This is a genomic window from Kribbella sindirgiensis (assembly GCF_004331435.1).
Taxonomy (GTDB): Bacteria; Actinomycetota; Actinomycetes; order Propionibacteriales; family Kribbellaceae; genus Kribbella; species Kribbella sindirgiensis.
The window spans coordinates 76,179-99,089 of sequence record NZ_SJKA01000025.1; the positions used below are offsets into that span (position 1 = coordinate 76,179).

At 68.5% G+C, this 22,911-nt stretch carries 23 protein-coding genes; 12 read left to right on the forward strand and 11 right to left on the reverse strand.

The features are described 5' to 3' along the window. Positions 1 to 7: 7 nt before the first annotated feature. Entirely contained in the window at positions 8 to 487 is a 480-nt protein-coding gene (locus tag E0H50_RS39195) for an FxsA family protein (protein WP_131296217.1), read from the forward strand. A 124-nt stretch (positions 488 to 611) separates the two neighbouring features. Here E0H50_RS39195 and E0H50_RS39200 read toward each other — a convergent pair whose 3' ends face one another. From E0H50_RS39200 to E0H50_RS39210, 3 genes are all read right to left on the reverse strand, one after another. Then, complete coding sequence (locus E0H50_RS39200; RefSeq protein ID WP_131296218.1) at positions 612 to 1,766, reverse strand: SGNH/GDSL hydrolase family protein; 1,155 nt, start codon at positions 1,764 to 1,766, stop codon at positions 612 to 614. A 1-nt stretch (position 1,767) separates the two neighbouring features. Beyond that, complete coding sequence (locus E0H50_RS39205) at positions 1,768 to 2,340, reverse strand: TetR/AcrR family transcriptional regulator (protein ID WP_131296219.1); 573 nt, start codon at positions 2,338 to 2,340, stop codon at positions 1,768 to 1,770. Between the two features lie 90 nt (positions 2,341 to 2,430). Beyond that, positions 2,431 to 2,802 (reverse strand): RNA polymerase-binding protein RbpA, encoded by a 372-nt coding sequence (locus tag E0H50_RS39210; protein WP_131296220.1) that lies wholly within the window; start codon positions 2,800 to 2,802, stop codon positions 2,431 to 2,433. 246 nt (positions 2,803 to 3,048) lie between these two features. Between E0H50_RS39210 and E0H50_RS39215 the strand changes: the two genes are divergently transcribed. Genes E0H50_RS39215 through E0H50_RS39230 form a run of 4 tightly spaced genes read left to right on the forward strand, consistent with a single transcriptional unit; the run spans position 3,049 to position 6,894 of the window. Further along, positions 3,049 to 4,413 (forward strand): efflux RND transporter periplasmic adaptor subunit, encoded by a 1,365-nt coding sequence (locus E0H50_RS39215; RefSeq protein ID WP_131296221.1) that lies wholly within the window; start codon positions 3,049 to 3,051, stop codon positions 4,411 to 4,413. After that, a complete protein-coding gene (locus E0H50_RS39220) occupies positions 4,403 to 5,095 on the forward strand; it encodes an ABC transporter ATP-binding protein (RefSeq protein ID WP_131296222.1) in 693 nt (230 codons plus the stop codon). Before E0H50_RS39215 ends, E0H50_RS39220 begins: the two co-directional genes overlap by 11 nt. Further along, positions 5,095 to 6,324, forward strand: a complete 1,230-nt coding sequence (locus E0H50_RS39225; RefSeq protein ID WP_131296223.1) for an ABC transporter permease — start codon at positions 5,095 to 5,097, stop codon at positions 6,322 to 6,324. The genes E0H50_RS39220 and E0H50_RS39225 overlap by 1 nt, the downstream gene beginning before the upstream one ends. Before the next feature lie 12 nt (positions 6,325 to 6,336). Beyond that, entirely contained in the window at positions 6,337 to 6,894 is a 558-nt protein-coding gene (locus E0H50_RS39230) for a hypothetical protein (RefSeq protein WP_131296224.1), read from the forward strand. 94 nt (positions 6,895 to 6,988) lie between these two features. Here E0H50_RS39230 and E0H50_RS39235 read toward each other — a convergent pair whose 3' ends face one another. Beyond that, positions 6,989 to 7,729, reverse strand: a complete 741-nt coding sequence (locus E0H50_RS39235) for a class I SAM-dependent methyltransferase (RefSeq protein WP_131296225.1) — start codon at positions 7,727 to 7,729, stop codon at positions 6,989 to 6,991. A 94-nt stretch (positions 7,730 to 7,823) separates the two neighbouring features. On the opposite strand from E0H50_RS39235, the gene E0H50_RS39240 reads away from it, so the two are divergent. From E0H50_RS39240 to E0H50_RS39255, 4 genes are all read left to right on the forward strand, one after another. Further along, positions 7,824 to 8,408 (forward strand): TetR/AcrR family transcriptional regulator, encoded by a 585-nt coding sequence (locus E0H50_RS39240; protein ID WP_131296226.1) that lies wholly within the window; start codon positions 7,824 to 7,826, stop codon positions 8,406 to 8,408. A gap of 216 nt (positions 8,409 to 8,624) precedes the next feature. Next, on the forward strand, positions 8,625 to 8,819 hold the full coding sequence (locus tag E0H50_RS39245) for a hypothetical protein (protein WP_131296227.1): 195 nt from the start codon (positions 8,625 to 8,627) through the stop codon (positions 8,817 to 8,819). Continuing rightward, positions 8,816 to 9,700 carry a helix-turn-helix domain-containing protein gene (locus E0H50_RS39250; RefSeq protein ID WP_131296228.1) on the forward strand — a complete coding sequence of 295 codons (885 nt, stop codon included), beginning with the start codon at positions 8,816 to 8,818 and terminating at the stop codon, positions 9,698 to 9,700. The genes E0H50_RS39245 and E0H50_RS39250 overlap by 4 nt, the downstream gene beginning before the upstream one ends. A gap of 10 nt (positions 9,701 to 9,710) precedes the next feature. Then, positions 9,711 to 11,117 (forward strand): polysaccharide lyase 6 family protein, encoded by a 1,407-nt coding sequence (locus E0H50_RS39255; RefSeq protein WP_131296229.1) that lies wholly within the window; start codon positions 9,711 to 9,713, stop codon positions 11,115 to 11,117. Positions 11,118 to 11,165: 48 nt separating this feature from the next. Here E0H50_RS39255 and E0H50_RS39260 read toward each other — a convergent pair whose 3' ends face one another. Both E0H50_RS39260 and E0H50_RS39265 read right to left on the reverse strand, forming a co-directional pair. After that, on the reverse strand, positions 11,166 to 12,539 hold the full coding sequence (locus E0H50_RS39260) for an MFS transporter (RefSeq protein WP_131296230.1): 1,374 nt from the start codon (positions 12,537 to 12,539) through the stop codon (positions 11,166 to 11,168). A gap of 65 nt (positions 12,540 to 12,604) precedes the next feature. Next, positions 12,605 to 13,357 (reverse strand): glycerophosphodiester phosphodiesterase family protein, encoded by a 753-nt coding sequence (locus tag E0H50_RS39265; protein ID WP_202868530.1) that lies wholly within the window; start codon positions 13,355 to 13,357, stop codon positions 12,605 to 12,607. A gap of 25 nt (positions 13,358 to 13,382) precedes the next feature. On the opposite strand from E0H50_RS39265, the gene E0H50_RS39270 reads away from it, so the two are divergent. Next, positions 13,383 to 14,510, forward strand: a complete 1,128-nt coding sequence (locus E0H50_RS39270) for an aminotransferase class V-fold PLP-dependent enzyme (RefSeq protein ID WP_238151652.1) — start codon at positions 13,383 to 13,385, stop codon at positions 14,508 to 14,510. Continuing rightward, positions 14,507 to 15,136, forward strand: a complete 630-nt coding sequence (locus E0H50_RS39275) for a class I SAM-dependent methyltransferase (protein ID WP_131296232.1) — start codon at positions 14,507 to 14,509, stop codon at positions 15,134 to 15,136. The genes E0H50_RS39270 and E0H50_RS39275 overlap by 4 nt, the downstream gene beginning before the upstream one ends. Here the strand turns inward: E0H50_RS39275 and E0H50_RS39280 are convergent. From E0H50_RS39280 to E0H50_RS39295, 4 genes are read right to left on the reverse strand one after another with little or no spacing between them, the layout of a single operon-like run. Further along, positions 15,126 to 15,977: a carbohydrate ABC transporter permease gene (locus tag E0H50_RS39280; RefSeq protein WP_131296233.1), complete on the reverse strand. Its 852-nt coding sequence runs from the start codon at positions 15,975 to 15,977 to the stop codon at positions 15,126 to 15,128. The genes E0H50_RS39275 and E0H50_RS39280 overlap by 11 nt on opposite strands. Then, positions 15,974 to 16,900, reverse strand: a complete 927-nt coding sequence (locus E0H50_RS39285) for a carbohydrate ABC transporter permease (protein ID WP_131296234.1) — start codon at positions 16,898 to 16,900, stop codon at positions 15,974 to 15,976. Before E0H50_RS39285 ends, E0H50_RS39280 begins: the two co-directional genes overlap by 4 nt. Before the next feature lie 4 nt (positions 16,901 to 16,904). Further along, positions 16,905 to 18,236, reverse strand: coding sequence for an ABC transporter substrate-binding protein (locus E0H50_RS39290; protein ID WP_131296254.1), 1,332 nt, complete (start codon positions 18,234 to 18,236; stop codon positions 16,905 to 16,907). Positions 18,237 to 18,290: 54 nt separating this feature from the next. After that, the gene (locus E0H50_RS39295; protein WP_131296235.1) at positions 18,291 to 21,089 is read right to left on the reverse strand and encodes an alpha-L-rhamnosidase; all 2,799 of its coding nucleotides are present in this window, start codon (positions 21,087 to 21,089) and stop codon (positions 18,291 to 18,293) included. A 180-nt stretch (positions 21,090 to 21,269) separates the two neighbouring features. Between E0H50_RS39295 and E0H50_RS39300 the strand changes: the two genes are divergently transcribed. Beyond that, positions 21,270 to 22,166: a helix-turn-helix transcriptional regulator gene (locus E0H50_RS39300; protein ID WP_131296236.1), complete on the forward strand. Its 897-nt coding sequence runs from the start codon at positions 21,270 to 21,272 to the stop codon at positions 22,164 to 22,166. On the opposite strand, the gene E0H50_RS39305 is transcribed toward E0H50_RS39300, so the two are convergent. Continuing rightward, positions 22,147 to 22,836, reverse strand: coding sequence for a TetR/AcrR family transcriptional regulator (locus E0H50_RS39305; RefSeq protein WP_131296237.1), 690 nt, complete (start codon positions 22,834 to 22,836; stop codon positions 22,147 to 22,149). The two genes, E0H50_RS39300 and E0H50_RS39305, sit on opposite strands and share 20 nt — an antisense overlap. Positions 22,837 to 22,911 lie beyond the last annotated feature (75 nt).

Consider the following 22,911-nt stretch of genomic DNA (forward strand, 5'->3'; position numbering starts at 1 on the left):
GTAGGACATGCCGTGGTTCGTGGCACTGGCGTTGCTGGTAGTGCCGATTGCGGAGATCTTCGTGATCATCCAGGTCGGTCAGGTGATCGGCGGGTGGCCGACGGTCGGTCTGCTGCTGGTGGAGAGCGCACTCGGCGCGTGGCTGATCAAGCGCGAAGGCCGGCGGGCGTGGCGGGCGCTGCAGAGCTCGTTCGAGACCGGGAAGATGCCCGGCCGCGAGCTCGCTGACGCCGCCCTGGTCCTGGTCGGCGGGACGCTCCTGCTCACCCCCGGTTTCCTCACCGACATCTTCGGCTTCTTCTTCGTCCTCCCCTTCACCCGCCCCCTCGCCCGCCGCGCCATGACCGCCTTCTTCGGCCGCCGCGTAGCCACCCAACTAGGCACCCCCGGCTTCACCACCTTCATCCCCGGCCCCACCACCCCCGGCCCCCACCGCCCCACCGACGACGTAATCCAAGGCGAAGTAATCGACCCCGACAAGAAGTAGCCGTCAGGTGGGGTAGCCCACCACTCACCAACCTGGATCGATCCCGAGTGATCAGGCTCAGCCATGGGCCCCGAGCGGCTGATCGCACAGGTTGGTGAGTGGTGCCGGTCCGCGCGCCTCCGTCTCAGTCGGTGAACGGGCCCTTCGGGGTGAAGGCGTGGTGGGTGAAGCGGTTTGCGATGAGTTCGAGGGTGGGGGCGTCGGGGTGGAGGTCGTCGGGGAGGGGGTGGGCCAGGTTGTCCTTCTCGCCGTAGAGCTCGAGGCCGTCGAGGTGGTGGAGGTTGGGGTCGGTGAGGGCTCGTTGGGTGAGGATGCGGGCCAGTTCGGTGCGGATGACCGAGAGGGTGAGTTTGCCGGCTGGGATCTCGTCGGGGTTGCCTGTGGCGGTGAAGCGGAGTTCGCCGGCGGCGAGCGCTGAGAGGTCCCAGTTGGTCGGGCCGGGGGTGTTCTCGTGGATCGGGCAGAGGATGGGGGAGACGACCAGCAGGGGCGTGTCGGGGTGGCCGTCGCGGATGGTGTCGAGGAAGCCGTGGACGGCGGGGGTGAAGCTGCGGAGCCGGAGCCCGTCGCTGTTGACGATGTTGATGCCGAGTTTGAGGCTGATCAGGTCCGCGGGCGTGTCCCGGATCGTGCGGGCGATGAACGGCTGCAGGTACGAGCTGCCGCCGAAGCCGAGGTTGACGAGTTCGACACCGGCCTGAGCGGCGACCAGGGCCGGCCAGGTGCCGGTCGGGTGGGTGGCGTTGGACCCGTGGCTGATCGAGCTTCCGTGGTGCAGCCAAACCCGCCGCGCGACCGGTACCGGCTCGACCGGAGCATCGGTGCGCAGGGCAACGAGTTCGGTGGTCTCGTCGTGCGGCAACCAGATCTCGACCGTCTTCGGTACGTCGGCCAACCCGTCGACTCGCAGCGTCACAGGATGCCCCGCGCGGGTCGACGTGGCGCCCGTCATCAGGTCGATGGTGATCACGTCGCCGCCTACTGCACTGAGTTGCGTGACGAGCTGCCCGTCCACGAGTACGTCGTACACGCCGTCCGGACGTGGGGGAGCGCCGACGTAGTCCCGCTTCGTCGGCACTGTCTCGAACTCGATGACGGTGGCCGACGTACGGAAGACGAGGCGTACGCCGGAGGGCTGCGACTCGACCATCGACATCTGGCCGTCGTCGTACTGCGTTCGCGCCCAGGCCGGAAGGCGGTGCGGAAGGACTCCGCGAGCGGTCTGCTCGAGGTCGAGCGCACCGCGAAGCAGTTCGGTGGTGATGGGGGTGGTGTACATGTCAGCTCCAGCTGCGGAGGAGGGTGTCGAGGGCGTCGATGATGCGTGGCCAGCTGTCGCCGGCGCTCGGCTCGCTGTGCGCGAAGGATCCGGCGAGCTCGAGGGTGATGTAGCCGTGGATCGTGCTGCCGAGGAGGCGTACGGCGTCGGTCTGGGCGGGTTCGCCGAGGTCGTATCCTCGGAGGACCGCGCGGACGAGTTCAGAGTGCCGCCGCCCGGCAGCCACGTACTGCTCGCCCAGAACCGAGGCAGCGGCGGTGTGGCGGGTTGCGGCGTAGCGGCCCGGGTGAGCGCGGGCGTAGTCGCGGTAGACGTCGGCGAGGGCGTGCAGGGCGTCGCGGCCGGCTCGCCCGGCGAGGGCGGCGGCGACCTGGTCGGCCAGCTCGGTGAGGGCGACCGTGGCGATGCGGGCCTTCAGGTCGTCGGAGCTGCGAACGTGCGAGTACAGGCTTGCCACCTGGACGCCGAAGCGCCGGGCCAGCGCCGACACGGTGACCTGCTCGAAGCCGACCTCGTCGGCCAGCTCGGCCCCGGCCTGCGCCAGCCGCGCACCGCTCAACCCCACTCTTGCCATAGCTCATTATGGAATTACCTAAAGGCTTTAGGCAAATCAGATCAAGAAGAAGCCCTCACCGCGCCATTGCGGTGAGGGCTTCCTGATGGATCAGGCGGTGCGCTTGGTCCGGTGCAGGTGCGCCGGGCCGATCTCGCCCTTGCGGAGCAGCTCGACCCGCTCGGCCAGCAGCTCCTCCAGCTCGGAGATACTCCGGCGCTCGCGCAGCATGTCCCAGTGCGTACGCGCCGGCTTCTCCTGCTTCGGCTCCGGCTTCTCGCCGGTGGACCGGGCGGCCTCGCTGCCGCAGTGCGGGCATTCCCAGATCGCGGGAACCTCGGCGTCGTGCGCCATTGTCACCTCGACCACGTGACCGCGGGGGCAGTCGTACGTGATCATCTGGCGCGGCGCGAACTCGACACCGCGGTCATCCTCGAAGCTGACCCCACCCAGCCCCGAACCACGCAGTACGCGATTAGACATGTCAAACCTCCGAGATCGTCATCCGAGCCAACGGTCGGCCGGCCCGGATCATTCCTATTTTGGCATGTCCGAGCAATATGTACGCACCTGACACCGAGGTCGTGACCTGCTGTCATCGACTGTTTACGGACCACGGTGTGTCGCGAGCCGTCCGAAGTACGACGCACCGAATCGATACCTGGTTCACAGCCTGTTGCCAGGATTCGAGGATCTCCTCCTCAGTAATCGTCCCTAGCCTCAGCGTCCATGGTGCTACCCCGCCACAAGCTCCGTGGCCTCAGTTTCGTGAACGTGGCCCTGGTGGCCATCGTCCTCGCCATCGCCCTCACTGCCTACTTCTTGTTCTTCAAGAAGGATCCGCCGGCCGCCAGCGCGACCCGGCCCTCGGTGGCCGTGCAGCGCGGCGAGGTGACCGCGAGCGTCAGCTCTAGCGGCACGCTGCAGAGCTCCCAGACCGCGTCCCCGCAGTTCGAGACGTCCGGCACGGTCACGCAGGTGCTCGTGAAGGTCGGCCAGGTGGTGGCGAAGGGCGCCGCGATCGCGAAGGTCGACCCGGCCGCCGCCGAGCGGCAGTTGCGGATCGCCCAGCAGAACCAGATCGCGTCGGCGAACTCGGTCACCGCGGCCGAGGAGACGCTCAGCGACGCCCAGGAAGCCCTCGAGGCGGCCGAGGAGGCCTCCGCCTCACCCTCGCCGACGCCGACCCCGAGCGACGGCCAGCAACAGCAGACCCAGCAGGCTCAGCAGTCTCAAGGTCAAGGTCAGAGTCAGAGTCCGGAAGTTGCCGTGAGCAACGCCGAGGCGAGTCTGGCGAAGGCGAAGGCGGACAAGGAACAGTCCGACCAGAACGTCGAGGCGGCCCAGGCCGCGGTCGACGCGACCACGCTCAAGGCGCCGATCGCCGGCACGATCACCGCGATCAACGGCGCGGTCGGCTCGGTGGCGGGCGGTTCGAGCTCGAACTCCAGTTCCGGTTCAGCCGGTCAGGGGTCAACCTCAGGTCAAGGTTCAGTCTCAACGTCAACCTCCGCCACCACGTCCGGCACTGGGTTCGTCGACATGGCCGACCTGAAGTCGCTGCAGGTCGTGGCCGCGTTCCCGGAAGCGGACGCGATCAAGATCAAGGCCGGCCAGACCGCGACGGTCACCCTGAACGCCGAGCCCGGTACGACGCTCACCGCCTCGCTGGCGACCGTGTCCCCGACGCCGACCACCACGAACGGCGTGGTCTCGTACTCGGCCACCTTCAGCCTCGCCAAGCTCCCGGCCAACGCCCGGATGGGTCAGACCGCGAACGTCACGGTCCAGACCGCGAAGGCGGCCAACGCCCTGTACGTCCCGAGCACGGCGATCGCGACCAGCGGTACGACGTACACGGTGACGATGGCCGACGGGAGTGGGACGCGTGAGGTGCAGGTCGGCGTCCGCGGCGACAGCTACACCCAGATCACGTCCGGCCTGAACGAAGGCGACCAGGTCGAGCTGCTGCAGGGCGCGATCGGCGGCACCGGGACCCAGAACGGCCAGAACCGGCAAGGTCAGCAGCCGGGCGGCGGCCAGTTCCCGGGCCAGGGCGTCGGTCAGGGCGCCGGAGGCTTCCGTGGCCGCTGAGTCCGTGATCGAGATCCGGGAGGTCACCAAGACGTACGGCCAGGGCGAGACCGCGGTGCACGCGCTCCGGGGCGTGTCGCTGCGGATCGAGGCCGGCGAGTACGTCGCGGTGATGGGCTCGTCCGGATCCGGCAAGTCGACGTTGATGAACATCCTCGGCTGCCTCGACGTACCGTCGCGCGGGGAGTACTGGCTCGACGGCAGCGACGTGGCCCGGCTGAGCGAGGACCAGCAGGCGCTCGTCCGCGGCCGGAAGATCGGGTTCATCTTCCAGTCGTTCAACCTGATCCCGCGGACGACGGCGCTCGCGAACGTCGAACTTCCGCTCACCTACGCCCACCTGCGCCGCGGCGAACGCCGCAAGCGGGCCAACCGGGCGCTCGAACTCGTCGGTCTCGCCGACCGGACCGGGCACCGGCCGAACGAGCTGTCCGGCGGTCAGCAGCAGCGGGTGGCGATCGCCCGGGCGCTGGCCACCGGCCCGCGGATCCTGCTCGCCGACGAGCCGACCGGCAACCTCGACGCCCACTCGACCGACGAGGTACTCGGCATGTTCGACGACCTGCATGCCGACGGCCGCACCATCATCGTGATCACCCACGAGCACGACGTCGCGGCCCGCGCCCGGCGGCTCGTACAGGTCTCCGACGGCCGGATCGTCTCCGACGAGGTGACCCGCTGATGTCTCCCCGCGACCTGATGGGCGCCGCGCTCCGCGGCCTCACGGCGAACAAACTGAGATCGCTCCTCACCGTCCTCGGCGTCTCGATCGGGGTCGGCGCCGTCATCGTGCTGGTTGCGGTCGGCAACGGCTCCGGGAAGGCGGTCCAGGACCGGCTGGAGGCGATGGGCACCAACCTGCTCACGGTCTCCACCACCGGCGGTGGCGGCGGTTTCGTCCGCGGCCAGGCCGGCCCGGCCAACCAGCAGTACAGCCTCACGCTCGACGACGCCACCGCGCTCGCCGACAAGAACCTGGCCCCGGACGTCGCGTCGGTCGCTCCGGTGATGACCAGCTCGGGTACGGCGACCAACGGCGACACCAGCTACACGGTCAACCAGGTGATCGGTACGACGCCGGCGTACATGCCGGCCACCAACACACCGGTGCAGATCGGCAGCTCGTTCACGCAGGCCGATGTGGACACCTCGCAGCGGGTGATCCTGCTCGGGCAGACGGCCGCGACCGAACTGTTCACGCGGCCCGCGAGCGCTGTCGGCCAGACGATCAAGCTCGGGGCGGTCGACTTCACCGTCCTCGGCGTCCTGGCGAGCAAGGACAGCACCGGGTTCAACGACCCGAACGCGACCGCGATCGTCCCGATCACCACGCTCCGGGCGACCCAGGCCGGGTACGGCGCCCTGAGCCAGATCGTGGTCCAGGCGGCCGGGCAGGACCGGGTCGACACGGCGCAGGCCGAGGTCACGCAACTGCTGACCGCCCGGCACCAGGTGCCGGCGACCGAGACGTCGCCGTTCCGGATCACGAACTCCGCGCAGATCCTGCAGACCAGCCAGGACACCGCGGCGACGTTCACCGCGCTGCTCGCGACGGTGGCCGCGATCAGTCTCGTCGTGGGCGGGATCGGGGTCACCAACATCATGCTGGTCACGGTCACCGAGCGGACCCGGGAGATCGGGATCCGCAAGGCGCTCGGCGCCCGGCGGCGGACGATCCTCGGCCAGTTCCTGATCGAGGCGACGCTGCTCAGCCTGATCGGCGGCGCGGTCGGGGTCGGGGCCGCGCTGATCGTCACCCGCTTCCAGCTGGCCGGCGTGCAGCCGGTGCTCGTGCCGTCGTCGATCGGGCTCGCGCTGGGCGTGTCCGCGGCGGTCGGCCTGTTCTTCGGCAGCATGCCGGCGCACCGAGCCGCCGGTCTTCGTCCCATCGACGCACTACGGCACGAGTGAGAGGTCTTTCAGATGAGTAACCAGACGCCCGACGAGTTCGCCCAGATCGGGTCCGACGAGGAAGTCGACGCGGCGCTGAAGCCGAAGAAGACCCTCAGCCTGCCGCTGGCCACAGCGATCCTGACCGGCATCGTCGTACTCGCCATCGGGCTCGGCGGCGGCGCCGGCCTGCATGCGGCGTTCGCGTCCGACAGTTCGTCGAACCAGCCGCAGGCGGGTGGCCGCGGCGCCGGCGGGTACGGCGGGTTCCGCGGCCAGAACGGGTACGGGCAGAACGCGCCCGGTCAGGGACCTGGCGGGGCGCAAGGTGGTGGCGGGACGGTCGGCACGGTCGTCTCGGCGACCGGTTCCGAGCTGGTCGTGAAGACGCAGTCCGGCAACGTCACCGTGAAGCTCACCGGCGACACGACGTACGAGATCACCTCGAAGGGCACCGCGGCGGACCTGAAGGCGGGGGAGCAGGTCGTCGTCAGCGGCCAGAACGCCAACGGCACGATCACCGCGAACACGGTCCGCCAGGGCTCCTTCGGCGGCTTCCGCAACCCGACCGCGACCCCGTCCACGCGCTGAGGATCCCCAGGCCATCACAATCGCGCGCCCACCGGACCGCCAAGCCTGACGTGGGCGGCCTGTGGCCAATTGTGATGGCCTGGCGATCCGCGCGTCACTTGTGGGTGGCGGTGAGGGAGACGGCGACGGAGTCGAGGGTGAACGCGCCGCCGGCGGCGTCGATGGCGGCTCCGGTTCTGGCGAGGAGCGTGTCGAGTTTGCCGGCGGCGGCGAGTGGTTTGGCGATGCCGCTGGTGCGGAGTTGGTCGAGCCACTCGTCGCGGGTGTAGGTGCGGGACCAGGGGAAGGTCGCGCGGGAGATGTCTGTGAAGGCGTCGGTGAGGTTGTCGGCGGTTCGGTCGAGGAAGTGTTCGTACGCGCCGAGGGGCGACGCGGCGGCTGGGTTGTCGGGGAGTACGTCGCGTTGCACCTCCGCGAAGGCTGCGCCGAGGGCGGGCGGCGGTTGCAGGACGTACCAGAAGACGGCGAACGTGCCGCCGGGGCGGAGGAGGCCGGCGGCCTTCGCGGCGCCGACGGCTGGGTCGATCCAGTGCCAGGTCATGCCAGCAACGAGCGCGTCGAAGGTACGGCCGGCAGGATCCCAGGTCTCGAAGGCGGAGACCTCGGCGTCGACGCCGGTCGAGCGCGCGTACGCCGCCATTCGCTCGTCCACGTCGACGCCGAGGACACGGCACCCGGCCGCCTGGAGTTGGCGGGACAGGATGCCGGTCCCGCATCCGACGTCGAGGAAGTCGCGTCCAGGTGCCGCGGCGACGAGCGCGTCGATGAGCGCGGCCGGGTAGGACGGTCGAGCTCGGTCGTAGAGCGCCGCGTCGGCACCGAACGACTCAGCCATCTCACGATGACGATGCGGGGCAGGATTCGAGGGTAGAGTGGGCATGTGCCCACGGTAGTGGGCGGTTGCCCACTTGTGTCAAGGGACGGTGTGAATGCCTACCGGCGTGGCGATGCGGGATGCTCGGGAGCAGTTGTTCGACGCGGCTGAGCGGGTGTTGCTGCGGGAGGGTCCTGAGGCTCTCACGAGTCGTGCGGTGACGACCGAGGCCGGGTGTGCGAAAGGCCTGCTGCACAAGCACTTCACGGACTTCGACGGGTTCCTCGCCGAGCTCGTTCTCGACCGGATCCGCCGCCTCGACGCCCAGGCCGAAACGCTGCTGAAGAGCGCGGGTCAGGGGAGCGTCGTCGACAACCTCACCACCATGCTCACCGACCTGTTCGGCTCGGTAGCCGTCGCGATCGTCAGCCTGACGATCTCCCGCGACGGCCTCCGCGCCCGACTGCGCGAGGCCGTCCCGACCGGAGTGCCGATCCTGAGTGAGGCCGGCCAAGCCATCCGGGACTACCTCGCCGCAGAGCAGACCTACGGCCGGATCCAGCCGGACGCGAGCGCCGACGTACTCGGCCTGACCCTCATCGGCTCGACACACATGATGTTCGCCGACCGCACCGGCGCCCGCCCGACGCCCGCCCAAGTGCGTGCGTTCGTGAGCTCCGTCGTACCGGACAAGCAGTAGGCCGGACTTCCAGCACTCATCAACCCACCGCACGGCCGTCGTGCGGCAACATCTCACGCCTGAATCCACTCGGCATTGTTCGGATAGTGAGTGGTGCAGGTCCGCCCCCAGACGGTGTGCGTCGGCCAGGGATCCGGCGAGCCATTGACGCTTTCGGCCGGAAAGCGCTATCTTCCGACGAAATGAGTCGCAAAAAGTACTAATCGGGAGCAAGGCATGCGTCGTCGTACCTTTCTCGCAGCTAGCGGCCTGATCGTCGCGGCGTCCCGGTCCTACCCCGACGTCGCCCGCGACCTGGGCGGCGACCACCGGACCGGGCGCGCGGCGGATGTCGGCGCGGACGAGTACTCGGTCCGCCGTCCGACGTACCGCCCGCTGATGCCGACCGATGCGGGACCGCACGCGCGATGACGACGGCCCAGAAGAACACGGTGCAGAACACGGTGCAGAAGAACACGGTCCAGGAGAGCGAGCAGGAGATCATCCGGACGTATCTCGACCGGCTTCGCCTGGACCTGGTTGTCGCGGCCCGGATCACCAAGGTGCATCGCGAGTGGTCGCGGCCGCTGATGCCGGATCCGTTCTCCCGCCTGTACCTGATTCTGGAGGGGCAGGGGCGGCTGGTCGTCGGAGACCAAGAGCTGTACCCGCGGCCCGGTGAGCTCGTCTACCTGCCGGCCGATGTGCCGGTGTCGTACGAGACGATCAGCGACGACGTTTTCCGCAAGCACTGGCTGCATTTCAACGCGCTGATCGGCGACCGGGACATCGGCGAGATGCTGACGCTGCCGTACATCGTCCCGAGCAAGGCGCCCGAGGAGGCGGCCGCTCTGTTCGAGCAGGTCGGTGCGGCCGACCGCGACCCTCCCGGTCTCGCGACGCCGCTGCGCCTGCGTTCGGCGCTGACCGCACTGTTCGCGCACTACCTGGACAGTGCGCCGCCTGGCTCGGTGCGGTTGTCGGAGCGGCAGACGAGCGAATCCGGGATCGTGCAGTACATCCAGGACAACCTCGCGACGCTGCCGAGTGTCGAGGAGCTCGCGGCCGTGTTCGGCTACGACCTCCCGAGTTTCCTGCGGCATTTCCGGACCGAGTTCGGGTTGTCGCCCAAGCAGTACATCAAGAGGGCCCGGATCGAATGGGCCCAGCGTGAGCTGACGGCGACCGCGCGCCCGATGGAGGAGATCGCGGCCGCCGTCGGGATGGATCAGTCCTATTTCTCCAAGGTGTTCCGCCAGGTGAGTTCGGTGACCCCGAGCGAGTACCGGAAGTTGTACCGCCCCAACAACTAGGAGCCTCGTCATGGACCGTCGTACGTTTCTCGCCGGCAGTGGTGCCGTCGGCCTGACCTTGGTGGGTGCGCGTGCCGCGCTCGCCTCGGAGCAGGCCACGGTGACCTCGCTGGCCCAATTGCAGCAGGCGATCAACACCGCCACCGCCGGCACCACGATCACGCTGGCGAACGGTTCGTACGCCGTACCGTCCGGGTCACCGATCACGGTCACGAACCGGCAAGGGCCGATCACGATCGTGGCCCAGAGCCGCGGCGGGGTGACGCTCACCGGCGCGCAGAGCTTCGTGCTGAGCGGATCGTCGGACATCACGATCAGCGGGTTCGCGTTCCGGCAGAGTACGACGCTGGAGATCCCGGCGGACTGCCCGCGGATCCGGCTGACCCGCAACGACTTCGCCCTCGCGGCGTCGACCGGCCACTGGGTCGTCGTCCGCGGCGACGACGCGAAGCTCGACCGCAACGTCTTCCACGACAAGTCCACCGTCGGCGTGTACCTGGTGATCGACGGCCCTGGGTCGGAGGCGATGGCGCAACGCACGCACATCCTGCGGAACCACTTCCGCGACCACACGTTCAGCGGCTCGAACGGCGGCGAACCGATCCGGCTCGGCGTGAGCGGCCGGGCGCTCAGCACCGCCGACGCGACGGTCGAGTACAACCTGTTCGAACGGTGCGACGGCGACCCCGAGGCGATCTCGGTGAAGTCGTCGGGCAACACCATCCGGTACAACACGATCCGCTCGTCCCTCGGCGGGCTCGTCCTGCGGCACGGCAACGACAACCGGGTCGAGAGCAACTACCTGCTGTCCGGGGACAACGGGATCCGGATCTACGGCAACGACCATCTGATCGTGAACAACTATGTCAGCGGCATCGCGGGCGCCGGTGTGGTGCTCGGCAGCGGCACGGAGCGGGACCACTACGAGGGCGAGCCGTCCAGTTCCCGGACCGGCAACGACGCGCCGGACCGCGTGACGATCGCACTCAACACGCTCCGGAACAACGGCCAGGCCCTCGTCGGCGAGAGCCAGCGCACCGTGCCTCCGCTGGACTGCGTGATCGCCGACAACCTGATGACCGGCGACAGCGGCGAACTGGTCGACATGCCGTACCTCGACGGTCTGACCTGGTCGGGCAACATCACGTGGGGCGGAGCGTCGGCCGGCAACATCCCTTCGTCCGGCTACACCCGAGCCGATCCGAAGCTGACGGCGGGCACCGACGGCGTGTACCGCCTCGGCTCGGGTAGCGCGGCCATCAACGCCGCCGACATCGACCACTCGGGGCAGGTCACCGACGACGTCGACGGGCACGCCCGCACCGCGCCGTACGACGTGGGCGCCGACGAGTACTCGACAGCTACACCGGTACGTCGTCCGCTCAAAGCGGCCGACGTCGGGCCGAACGCGGCCTGACCCAGGACGCGGGGGCGCCCGTACTCACACCAGGGCGGGCGCCTCCGCTCACACCACGGTCGGCTGGCTGTTGCCGGCCTCGTCGATGCCGCGGCGCATGTCGACGCGGACGAGCAGTGCGAGACCGATGACGAAGAACAGGCCGAGGGCGACGATCGCGGGACGGTACGAGCCCGTCAGCTGGTGGACGAGGCCGAACACCAGCGTGCCGAGCCACGACGTACCGCGCTCGCCCGCCTGGTAGAGCGAGAAGTACTCCGCCTCGCGGCCCTTCGGGATCAGCTGGCTGAACGCCGACCGGGACAGCGCCTGCGTCCCGCCGAGCACGATCCCGATCGCGGTCCCCATCGCCAGGAACGGGACGATCTGGTGCGCGGGCAGCAGGAACCCGGCGATCACGATCACGATCCAGATCACGAGACCGCCGGCGATGGTGCGATGGGCGCCGTACCGCTGGGCGAACCGGCCGAACGCCAGCGCCCCGAAGAACGCGACGAACTGGACCAGCAGGATGGTCGCGATCAGCACCTGCGTCTCGAACCCGAGCTGCTTCTCGCCGTACGTCGACGACACCGAGATGACCGTCTGGATCCCGTCGTTGAAGAACAGGTACGCGATCAGGAACAGCATCGTCATCTTGTAGTTGCGCAGGTGCTTCAAGGTCGCCGAGAGCTGTCCGAAGCTCTGCCGGACCAGACTGCCGCTGCGGACCTGGACGACGCTGACAGGTGGCCGGTCGCGCAGGCGGAGGAACGGGATGAACGTGAACAGGCCCCACCACAGCCCGGCGCTGAGCAAGCTGAGACGCACCGCGGTGCCCTGACTCATCCCGAGGGCGTCATGGGCGGTGACGACGGCCAGGTTGACCAGGAGCAGCAGGAAGCCGCCGGCGTACCCGAACGCCCAGGCGCGGGACGAGACCGCGTCGCGCTGGTCGGGTGGTGCGACGTCGATCAGGATCGAGTCGTAGACCACGAGCGACGAGCCGAGGCACAGGTTGCCGATGAACAGCAGCAGCGCACCGAGTGCCCAGCGTCCGCCGCCGACGAACACCATCGAGCTCGCGGCCAGCGCACCGGCCCAGGCGAACCCGCACATCAGCAGCTTCTTGCGGGTCATCCGGTCGGCGATCGCGCCGACCACCGGCAGGAACAGCGCCGACACCAGAGTTGCCAGCGTCACGACGTAGAACGCGAGCGAACCGGGGGAGATGCCGAGCCCGAGCACGTCCAGATTCGTGTGGCACGGTTTGTCGGCGGTCCCGACGTACCCGCAGGCGGCCGATTCCGCGACCGACGTCAGGTACGGCGCGAACAGGACGGTGCCCACCGTGGTGACGTAGCCGGAGTTCGCCCAGTCGTACAGGCTGAAGCCCCAGTACTCACGCTTGTCCACGCCCGCCGGGGCGGAGAGAAGTCCCATGCGCGGAAGTGTGTCATTTCCGGGGTACGAAGCAACGTACCCGCGGATAACACTTCAGTGGCCGATTACTGCCACTGACCCCGTTCGACCAGCACGTCCTTCAGCAGGTCGGTGCGGTCGGTGATCAGGCCGTCGACGCCGGCGTCGAGCATCCGGCGCATTGCGTTGGGGTCGTCGACCGTCCAGACGTGCACCTGCTTGCCGCGCGAGTGCGCGCGCTTGATCAGACCAGGCGTGAGGACTTGGAGGGATTTGTACCGCTCGGGGATCTGCAGGCAGGCGCCGCGGGCGTTCAGCGCGAACGGCAGGAAACGGATCAGCACGATCTCCAGCTCGCCGTACCCGGTGCACAGCCGGGGGCCGAGCAGCTTGCGGATCCGGTTGACTCGCGACTGGGAGAACGACGACACGCAGATGCGGTCGATCGCGTTCGCCGCCCGCAGGACCGTGGCGGCCGGCTCGAGGCCGCCCTCGGCCTTGATGTCGAGGTTGAACCGGGTGTCCGGGAAGTGCTCGAGCAGTTCGTCGAGGCGGGGGATCGGCTCGTGGCCGTTGATCTTCGCCTGGCTGACCTCCGACCACGGCAGCTCCGCGATCACCCCGGTCCGGTCGGTGACCCGGTCGAGCTTGTCGTCGTGGAACGCGATCACGACACCGTCGCTGGTCGCGTGCAGGTCGGTCTCCAGGTACCGGTACCCGAGGTCGACGGCGTGCTGGAACGCGTGCAGCGAGTTCTCGTAGCCGATCAGGTCAGGGTGCTTCGCGCCGCCCCGATGGGCCATCGCGATCGGTCCGTCGTGGTCGAGGTAGGGGTACACACCCTGAAGTATGTACCGTTGGCTGGTGCTTAGCTCCCGCCCCGATCTCTGGACCCTCGATCCCGATGTCCTGCACCTCAACCATGGTTCGTACGGCGCCGTACCGCGCCGCACGCAGGAGGTGATGGCCGGTCTCCGCGCCGAGATGGACGCCAACCCGATGGTCTGGTTCCGGACCGTCGCCGGCCGGCTCACCGCGAGCCGCCTGGCGCTGGCGGCGTACCTGGAGACCGACCCGGACGGGTTCGCGCTGGTCCCGAACGCGAGCGCCGGCGTGACCGTCGCGCTCCAGACGCTGCCGATCCCGGCGGGCAGCCGGATCGTGCTGACCGACCACGCGTACGGCGCCGTGCGGTACGCGGCCGAGCGATTCGCGAAGGCGCGCGGCGCCGAGGTGGTGATCGCCGAGATCCCGATCGAGGCCGACGACGAGACCGTGGTCGCGCTGATCGCGGACCGGCTGGCCGGCGCGTCCGTCCTGATCGTGGACCAGATCACCTCCGGTACGGCGAAGGTGTTCCCGATCGACGCGCTGGTGGCGACCGCCCACGACCGCGGCGTACCGATCGTCGTCGACGGCGCACACGCCCCGGCGCTGATCGACGCTCCGGCGTCCGCGGGCGCAGACTTCTGGACCGGGAACTTCCACAAGTGGCCGGCCGCGCCGCGGGCGACCGCCGGGCTGGTCGTCGCCGAGCCGTGGCGGACGGCGTCGATGCCGCTGATCGTGTCCTGGTCGGAGTACGACGAGCGGATGCCGGAGCGGTTCGACATGCTCGGCACCTACGACTACGTGCCGTGGATCGCGGCGCCGGAGTCGCTGCGGGTGCTGGCGGAGCTGGACTGGCCGACCCGTCGCCCGCAGTTGACCACGCTGGTCGAGGAGGGCGCGAAGGTGCTGGCGAAGGCGCTCGGGACCGGCGTGGCCGAGGTGGCGCACCCGCCGGCGACGATGCGTCTGGTCGAGCTGCCGTCGTCGGTCGACCTCAGCGGCGGCGACGCGCTGAAGCTGCGCGTGTCCCGTGAGTTGAAGGCCGAGATCACCTTCACCGGGTTCGACGAGCGCAAGTTCATCCGGTTGTCGGCGCACGCGTACAACTCGCTCGCGGACTACGAGAAACTGTCGGCGGGACTTCCTAAGCTCCTGGCGTGAACGATATCCAAGGGTCCTACACCGTTGCCGCCGCCGACTATCACGCGATTCTGAAGGACTACCACCGCGCGGATCCGTTCGAGGCCGGTGCCCTCGACTACTTCGCGCAGACAGTGGCGGAGGGGCCGGTCGGGGATCTCGGGTGCGGCACCGGGCGGATCACGTCGTACCTGGCCGGGCAGGGGATGGACGTGTTCGGCGTCGACCTGACGCCGGGGATGATCGAGGTGGCCCGCCGGGAGTACCCGGAGCTGCGGTTCGAGGTCGGGTCGCTGTACGACCTGGACCTGAAGGACGGTGAGCTGGCCGGGGCCCTCGCGTGGTACTCGCTCGTGCACACTCCACGCGAGGACCTTCCGGCCGTGTTCGCGGAACTCTTCCGCGTGCTGCGCCCCGGCGGCCACCTCGTGCACGGCTTCAAGGTCGGCTCCGGCAGCCGGGAGCTGCGGAACGCCTACGGTCACGACATCGACCTCGAGGTCTACATGTACGACGTCGCGGACGTCGCCGGGCTGCTCGCGAACGCCGGGTTCACCGAGGTGGCGACCCTGACCCGCGCGGCGCTGCCCGGCGAGAAGGACGCGGGCCAGGCGGCCCACCTCGTCCGCAAGCCCGCTACCCCTTGACCGCTCCGGACGTCATACCGGCCACGATCTGCCGGTTGAAGAACAGGAACATGATCAGCGGCGGGATCGTGATCAGCAGGATGTCCATGAACAGCAGGTTGTACTGGGTGCTGAACTGCCCGGAGAAGTTGTAGAGCGTCAGCTGGACGGTGGCGTTCTTGTCGCCGGGCAGGAAGTACAGCGGGTTCACGAAGTCGTTGAACACGTTGACCGACTGCACCACGACGACGGTGATGATGACGGATCTGAGCAGCGGGAAGATGACCCGGAAGAACAGCCGCAACGGTCCGGCCCCGTCGATGATCGCCGCTTCGTCCAGCTCCCGGGGGATGGTGGCCACGAAGGCCCGGAACAACAGGATGCAGAACGACAGCCCGAACGCGATCTCGATCAGGATCAGCCCGGGCATCGTCTTGAACAGCCCGAGTTTCTGCAGCACCCAGATCGTCGGGACGACGGCCGGCGGGATGATCAGCCCGGACAGCACCAGGAAGTTGATGAAGCCGTTCCACCTGCTCTTCCGCCGCTGCAGCACGAACCCGGCCATCGCCGCCAGTACGACCATCCCGGCGACGCTGGCCACCGTCAGGATCGTGCTGTTGATGAACGCGATCACCAGCATGTAGTCGCGGGCCTTGACCACGTCGACGAAGTTCTGCACGAAGTGGAACTGATGCGGCCAGGAGAAGTCGAGGTCCGCGGACTGCTGCCGGTCCTTCACGGCGGTCAGCACGATGAACGCGAACGGGATGATGAAGACCACGATCGAGGACACGATCGCGACCGCGCTGAGCAGGTAGCTCCGGCCCGGCCGGTGGTTGACGAGTTCAGCGGTGCTCACATGTCCACCTCCTTCCGGTTCAGGAACCACGACAGCGGCAGGATGATCGCGGTGACGACCACGAACAGGATCACGTTGCCGGCCGTCGACAGGCCGTAGAACCCGGCCTGGTACTGCTTGTAGATCACCGACGAGATCACGTCCGAGGTGAACCCGGGCCCGCCGCGTGTCATCGCCCAGATCAGCTCGAACGACCGCAGGCCGCCGATCAGGGACAGGATGATCACGGTGACGGTGGCCGGCTTGCACAGCGGCAGCACGATCCGGCGGAACGACTCCCACGACCCGGCGCCGTCCACCCGGGCGGCCTCCATGTACTCGCGCGGGATCGACACGATGCCGGCGATGTAGATCAGGGTCGCCAGCCCTACGCCCTTCCAGACGTCGACGGCGGCGATCGACATCAGCGCCCACTTCGGGTCGGTCAGCCACCCAGGACCGTCGATGCCGAGGACGCCGAGGGCGCCGTTGATGATGCCGCGCTCGGGATTCATCAGCACCTGGAACAGCAGGCCGACGCCGACGGTGCTGACCAGTACCGGGAAGAACACGACCGACCGGAGGTAGCCGCGACCGATGATCCGCGACGTCAGCAGGACCGCGAGCAGCAGGCCGAGCACGACCTTCGAGCCCGACGTCACCACGGCGTAGATCAGCGTGTTGGTGAAGCCCTTGACCAGCGCCGGTTCCTGGAAGAACGTGACGAAGTTGTCGAGGCCGATGAACTTCGACTCGAACAGGCTCCACCGGGTCAGGCTGTAGTAGAACGACGCGAACGTCGGGACCAGGAACAGCACGGCGTAGATCACCGCGGTCGGCAGGTAGAACCAGAACGAGTACGGCGTGTAGACCTTCCCCCCGGCCGCCTTCGCGGCCGGGGTCGAGTCAACGCGGTCCTGAGGATGTGCGGAGGTAACGGTCATAACCTCACCAACCCGCCAGCCCGAGCTGCTGGGCCTGCTTCTTGACGTCCTCGTCGTACCGGGCCGCGCCGTCCTTCGCCTTGCGGATGCCGGACCCGACCTCGACGGTGATCTGCTCCAGCGACGGGCCCTTCACCGGCGAGAGGAACTCCAGCGCCAGGCTGGACCCGCCCGGCTTGTCGAGGTACGGCTGCATGTCCTTGATCGCCTGCGGTACGTCGTCCGGCAGCGTGCAGCCCTTGACCGCGTACGGACCGGTCGGCGCGCCCGCCGCGGACTGGGACTTGCAGCCGTCCGGGCTGGCGACGAAGGCCTGGAACTTCTTGGCCGCGTCCAGCTTGGCGCCCTCGGTGGTCTTCGGGATGTACAGACCGCCCGGCGTCCACAGCGTCAGGCCGTTCTTGCTCGCGTCGTCACCAGGCAAGGCGAACAAGCCGACGGTCTTGGCGGCGTCCGGGTAGGTGGCGATCATGTTCGCGACCACGCCGGACAGGATCGGATAGTGCGCGCCCTTGCCGGTGGCAAGCATCTTCAGGCCGTCGGGCAGTTTGGCGGACGCGAAGTCCTTGTTCTCGTAGCCGGCGTCGTGGACGGCCTGAGTGTGCTCGAAACCCTTCACCGCGGCCGGCGACGTCGCGTACTTCGCCTCGTTCTTGGTGTACTTGTCGGCGAAGTCCGGCTCGGCCGCTGAGACGTTGTGGAAGTCGCCGAGCACGAACAGCTGCGAGGTCCAGGTCTCGCCGTACGTCTGGATCACCGGGGCGACACCGGGGTCGCCGGCCTTGATCTTGGCGTTGTTGGCCATGAACTCGGCCCACGTCGTCGGCACCTTGAGCCCGAGCTTCTGGTAGACCGGGATGCTGTAGAGCACCGCGCCGCCCATGAAGCCGCCGAGCGGCGCGCCGTACACCTGTCCGTCGGCGGTCACGGTCTTCTTGAAGTTCTCGTCCAGGTCCTTGACCCAGGGCTCGTCGTTGACCGAGAGCAGGTTCTTCTGCGGCGCGATCGCGTTGAACAGCGACCCGGTGTTGTAGTTGAAGATGTCGACCATGTCGCCGGTGGACAGCCGGGTCTTGATGATGTTGTCGCCCTCGGTGCCACCCGGACGGGTCTCCACCTTCACGGTGATGTCCGGGTTCTTGGCGTGGAAGTCCTTGGCGAGCTGCTCGGCCTCCTTCACGTCCTGGTCCTGGTTCGTGGTCAGGTACGTGATCTCGACCGCGCCGCTGCCACCGGCGTCGTCGCTGGATCCGAGACTGCCCGCGCTGCACGCGGCAAGGGTTAGGGAACAGACAGCCAGCAGTGCGAGTCCGCTGGCTCCTGGGCGGAACCTCATCATGACCTCCAAGGGATGTACGTCACGGCAGCGGGGCGGTCGGGGTGAGTTGGGTTACTGGGTGAGTCGGGCGTCGAGCTCGGCCTGCAGGGCCGGGGCGGTCGGGTTCTTCCGGAAGCGGCCGAGCACGGCGAGCAGCTCGGCGGCCGGCTTGTCGAGGTAGCGCTCCAGGCGGGTGGCGAGATCGGTGTCGGCGGCAACGACCTGGTCCTCGACGGCGGCCGCGACGATCGCGGTCCACGCCGGTGCGTTGTCGACGAGCTGGCGGATCGTGGCGTCGGCGGGCACGCCCGGCGTCTCGGCGTACGGGTCGGCGGCGGTCCACTCATGGGTTCCGTGACCGACCTCGACCGGCTCGTCCTGTCCGGGTACGGCGACACGGGCCGTGGATCCGACCGGCACCTTCACCGAGAGCGTGACCTGACCGTTGTCACGGACCCACGCGACGGCTGCTTCGCCGTACGGCGTGAGGTGTCTGGCCGAGGCCTTCGTCAGGTGGTCGGTGACGAGTGGGCGCACCTCGAACGTCCGGTAGCCGGGATCGACCGGGGCCAGGCCGGCCACCCGGCGGTGCATCCAGTCGGCGACCGCGCCGAGGGCGTAGTGGTTGAACGACGTCATCTCGCCGGGATTGATGCTGCCGTCGGGCAGCATGCTGTCGTAGCGTTCCCACACCGTCGTGGCTCCCATCGTCACTGCGTACAGCCAAGACGGGCAACCTGTCTGTAGCAGGAGGCGGTATGCCAGGTCAGGATGTCCGGAATCGGCCAGGGCGTCGGCGATCAGCGGCGTTCCGACGAATCCGGTACTGATCCGGAAACTCGACGTCCGGACGAGGTCGGCGAGCCGATCGCCGGCACCGCGCCGTTGGGCGGCGGTAGGCAGCAGCGCCCACTGCAGGGCGAGGGCGTAGGTCGTTGCCGCGTCGCTCAGTACCCGGCCGCCGGCAGTCACGTACTCGGAGGCGAACGCCTTCCGGACACCGTCGGCCAGCGTGGCGTACTGCTGGGCGACATCGGGCCGGCCGACGATCTCGGCGGCCCGTGCGACGACCTCGGCCGAGCGGGCCAGGTGCGCGGTCGCGACCACGTCGGCGTCGGCCTTGGCCTTGAACGCGTTCTCCGGAGGCGCCGTCGGGTCGAGCCAGTCGCCGAACTGGAAGCCGCCGGACCACAGCAGGTTGCTGCCGGCCAGGTCGGCCATCTTGTCGACCCACGCGCGCATGCTCGGCAGCTGCCGGGCGAGCAGGCCGGCATCGCCCGTGCGCTGGTAGATCACCCAGGGCACGATCGTTGCCGCGTCACCCCAAGCCGCCGTCGCCGGGTGCTGGTCCCGCAGCACGTCCGGGATGACGTACGGCACGGAGCCGTCCTTCTGCTGCTCGGCGGACAGATCAGCCAGCCAGTTGGTGAGGAAGCCGGCGGTGTCGAACAGGAAGGTCGCGGTCGGCGAGAAGACCTGGATGTCGCCGGTCCAGCCCAGGCGCTCGTCACGCTGCGGGCAGTCGGTCGGTACGTCGACGAAGTTGCCGCGCATACCCCAGACCACGTTGTCGTGGAACTTGTTGAGCAGCTCGTCGGACGACTCGAACCAGCCGGTGCGGCGCAGGTCGGTGCCGACGACGACCGCGACGATGTCGTCCTTCGAGAGCGCGTTCACGCCGGTGACTTCGGCGTACCGGAAGCCGTGGAAGGTGAGCGGCGAGTCGAGGGTCACCTCGTCCGGTCCGGCCAGGATGTAGGTGTCGGTCGCCTTCGCGGTGCGGAGCGGGCGGACGCCGAGTTCGCCGTTCTCCAGGACCTCCGCGTGCCGCAGGACGATCTCGTCGCCCGCGGCCTGACCGCGGACCGTCAGCTGGACCCGACCGACCAGGTTCTGCCCGAAGTCGATGAGCGTCTTCCCGGACGGCGACGTGGTGATCTCGAGCGCGGGCAGGACCTCGGTGATCCGCACCGGCGGGCCGTCGGGAGCGACGAGCAGGTTCAGGTCGGCGTCGAGAACGTCCACCGGAGACCGCGCTCCGGGTTCTCTGCGCAGGTCCGTGGTCTGGCCGTCGTACAGGTCGTCGGCGACGACGTTGCTCTCCCGGGAGGTCCAGGTACCGTCGCTCGCGAACGTGTGGATCTGCCCGTCCTCGGTGGTGACCTCGAGTTGGGCGAGCACGGCCAGACGCTCGCCGTACAGCTGCTTCTGGTCCTGGAAGCCGATGCGACCGCGGTACCAGGCGTTGCCGACGAGGAACTCGAGCGTGTTCTCACCAGGTCGAACAAGCTCGGTCACGTCGTAGGTCTGGTAGCGGAGCCGGAACTGGTACGACGTCCAGCCAGGCGCCAGCTCCTCGTCCCCGACCCGCTGCCCGTTGAGCTCGGGGATGTAGATGCCGTACGACGTCGCGTACAGGCGAGCCTTGACGACGCCGTCCGGGAGGTCCGCGGTGCCGCCGATCAGCGGAGCGGGGGAGCCGTGCGGGTTGTTCTTCGGGCTGACGAACCGAGCGGTCCAGTCGTCGGGAGCGAGCAGACCGGTCTCGACCGACGCGGGCTCGCTCCACTCGCTCCAGTCGTCCCCCTTGTCATTGCCGCGGACGCGAACGCGCACCTGCGCGGACTCACGCGACGTGAGCGCCGCACCCGGCCAGGGCACCAGGACCTGGTCGGGGGACTGAACGGTGAAGACTTCGGTCGTTCCGGTGGTGATCTCGACCTCGTACGCCGTCTGCGCGTAGCCGGCGTCCGCGGCCGGGACCTGCCAGGAAATCCGCGGGCTCGCGGTGCCGAGGCCTACGACTGTGCCGGATTCTGGTGCCGGCTGATGCTCGAAGCGGAGGGCGGTGGGTGCGGCGAGTTGCGACATGAGACTCCAACCGAGAGTGAAACGATTCATTGGGTGCTCTGACAAAACGCTCGATCTTTGGCTGATGGACCGGCGAGGACGTTTCGCCTGTTCCCCGATCCTGCGACCGGCAGTCGCGAGTCACTAGCCCGATGTGCACTCGATCTAGCACGATCTGCACCTTGGCCCATATCGTGACCTATGGCCGATGAGCCTGTGAGGACCCGCGGTACCGTGCTGCACTTCGTCGAAGGGACGGTGGTGCACGCGGGTACACACCTGCACGAAAAGTCGCATCCGCTGCACACGCACAGCTTCTTCGAGCTGCTGCTCGTCACAGGGGGTGAAGGCGTCCATCACAGCCTCGCCGGACGCCAGCACCTGCGGGCCGGCGACGCGATCCTGCTCCGGCCGGGGGTCTGGCACGAGTACGTCGACTGCGACGGGCTCGAGGTCTACAACTGCTGTTTCTCCGCGGACCTGGTGCGGCGCGAGCTCGCCTGGGCGCGCGAGGATCCCTTGCTGGGTTACCTGTTGTGGACCGGACCGTTCTCGGCGCAGCGCCGCGGCATGATCGCCACCCATCTCGATCCGGCGACGGCGCACGAGGCCGTCGGTCACCTCGACGGATTGCGCCGGCTACGGAACCAGCCGCTGAGCCGGCACCGCGGCGAGCTGATCGGGTGGCTGTCGCTGTACCTGAGTTGCGTCGCGCGCACCGTGGCGGACACCGAGGAACGCGGCGAGTACACCCACCCGGCCGTCGTCGACGCGATGCGGATGATGGAGGCCGACCCGGCCCGGCGCTGGACGCTGACCGATCTCGCGGGGGAGTTGCACCTCGCGCCCGGGTACCTCGTCCGGCTGTTCAAGTCGGTGACCGGGATGCCGCCGATGGCGTACCTGTCGCGGCACCGCGTCGAACTCGCGGCCGACCGGCTGCTGCACACCGACCTGCCGATCAACCGGATCGGGGAGTCGGTCGGCTGGCCCGACCAGAACTACTTCGCCCGCCGGTTCAAGTCCCACTACGGGCTGTCCGCTTCGGTCTATCGGCAACGTTTCAATGGAATCCGGCTCAGCCCGTCCGGTCACTGATCAGCAGCTCCAGGCCGTCCAGGATCCGCGCCAGGCCGAACTCCAGCCCCTGGTTCTCGCTGCCCGCCGAGGTGCGCATCGCGGTGGTCAGGTGCGGGAACCGGGCGGCCTCGGTGGCGAGGATCTCGGCGAGCGACTGCTGCCAGTCCTCCTCGGTCAGTCCGGTCGTGTGCCCGGGGAAGGTCGTGGACTGCTGCGCGATGTTCCGGACGTGGCTCGTGATCACCAGGATCGAGTCCAGTTGCTCGCCGCCGCTCAGCCCGGTGCCGGTCAGCGCCGCGACGCCGCGCTCCATCCAGGCGAGCTCGTTCGGGCCGAGCAGGCGACGGCCGATGGTCGACTGCAGCAGCCACGGGTGCCGGGTGAAGGCGTCGTACAGGTCGATCGCCCAGATGCGGAGCGCCTCGCGCCACGGTAGGTCGGCACGGTCCGGTGGGCTGCCCACCGCCAGGTCGCTCATCACCGCGACCAGTTCGGTCTTGCCGGGCACGTACCGGTAGAGCGCCATCTTCGTGACCGGGAGCTCGCCGGCGATGCGCTGCATCGAGACCGCGTCCAGGCCCTCGGTGTCCGCGATCGCGATGCCGGTCTCGGCGATGGCGGTCAGCGTGATCGCCGGCTTCGGCCCGCGCGTCCGCGCCGGCTCCTTGCCCCAGAGCAGTTCGGTCATCGCGGTCCTTCCATATCGACTTGAACTGTGTCTACCATACACATTACTGTGTCCGGCGGACACAGTTACTCGACG

Coding starts and splice junctions, on each gene's coding strand:
- E0H50_RS39300 (WP_131296236.1), top strand. CDS start 21,270: ATGGCCGATGAGCCTGTGAGGACCCGCGGTACCGTGCTGCACTTCGTC.
- E0H50_RS39290 (WP_131296254.1), bottom strand. CDS start 18,236: ATGAGGTTCCGCCCAGGAGCCAGCGGACTCGCACTGCTGGCTGTCTGT.
- E0H50_RS39200 (WP_131296218.1), bottom strand. CDS start 1,766: ATGTACACCACCCCCATCACCACCGAACTGCTTCGCGGTGCGCTCGAC.
- E0H50_RS39260 (WP_131296230.1), bottom strand. CDS start 12,539: ATGGGACTTCTCTCCGCCCCGGCGGGCGTGGACAAGCGTGAGTACTGG.
- E0H50_RS39255 (WP_131296229.1), top strand. CDS start 9,711: ATGGACCGTCGTACGTTTCTCGCCGGCAGTGGTGCCGTCGGCCTGACC.
- E0H50_RS39230 (WP_131296224.1), top strand. CDS start 6,337: ATGAGTAACCAGACGCCCGACGAGTTCGCCCAGATCGGGTCCGACGAG.
- E0H50_RS39225 (WP_131296223.1), top strand. CDS start 5,095: ATGTCTCCCCGCGACCTGATGGGCGCCGCGCTCCGCGGCCTCACGGCG.
- E0H50_RS39245 (WP_131296227.1), top strand. CDS start 8,625: ATGCGTCGTCGTACCTTTCTCGCAGCTAGCGGCCTGATCGTCGCGGCG.
- E0H50_RS39240 (WP_131296226.1), top strand. CDS start 7,824: ATGCCTACCGGCGTGGCGATGCGGGATGCTCGGGAGCAGTTGTTCGAC.
- E0H50_RS39295 (WP_131296235.1), bottom strand. CDS start 21,089: ATGTCGCAACTCGCCGCACCCACCGCCCTCCGCTTCGAGCATCAGCCG.
- E0H50_RS39285 (WP_131296234.1), bottom strand. CDS start 16,900: ATGACCGTTACCTCCGCACATCCTCAGGACCGCGTTGACTCGACCCCG.
- E0H50_RS39215 (WP_131296221.1), top strand. CDS start 3,049: ATGGTGCTACCCCGCCACAAGCTCCGTGGCCTCAGTTTCGTGAACGTG.
- E0H50_RS39195 (WP_131296217.1), top strand. CDS start 8: ATGCCGTGGTTCGTGGCACTGGCGTTGCTGGTAGTGCCGATTGCGGAG.
- E0H50_RS39250 (WP_131296228.1), top strand. CDS start 8,816: ATGACGACGGCCCAGAAGAACACGGTGCAGAACACGGTGCAGAAGAAC.
- E0H50_RS39210 (WP_131296220.1), bottom strand. CDS start 2,802: ATGTCTAATCGCGTACTGCGTGGTTCGGGGCTGGGTGGGGTCAGCTTC.
- E0H50_RS39305 (WP_131296237.1), bottom strand. CDS start 22,836: ATGACCGAACTGCTCTGGGGCAAGGAGCCGGCGCGGACGCGCGGGCCG.
- E0H50_RS39205 (WP_131296219.1), bottom strand. CDS start 2,340: ATGGCAAGAGTGGGGTTGAGCGGTGCGCGGCTGGCGCAGGCCGGGGCC.
- E0H50_RS39235 (WP_131296225.1), bottom strand. CDS start 7,729: ATGGCTGAGTCGTTCGGTGCCGACGCGGCGCTCTACGACCGAGCTCGA.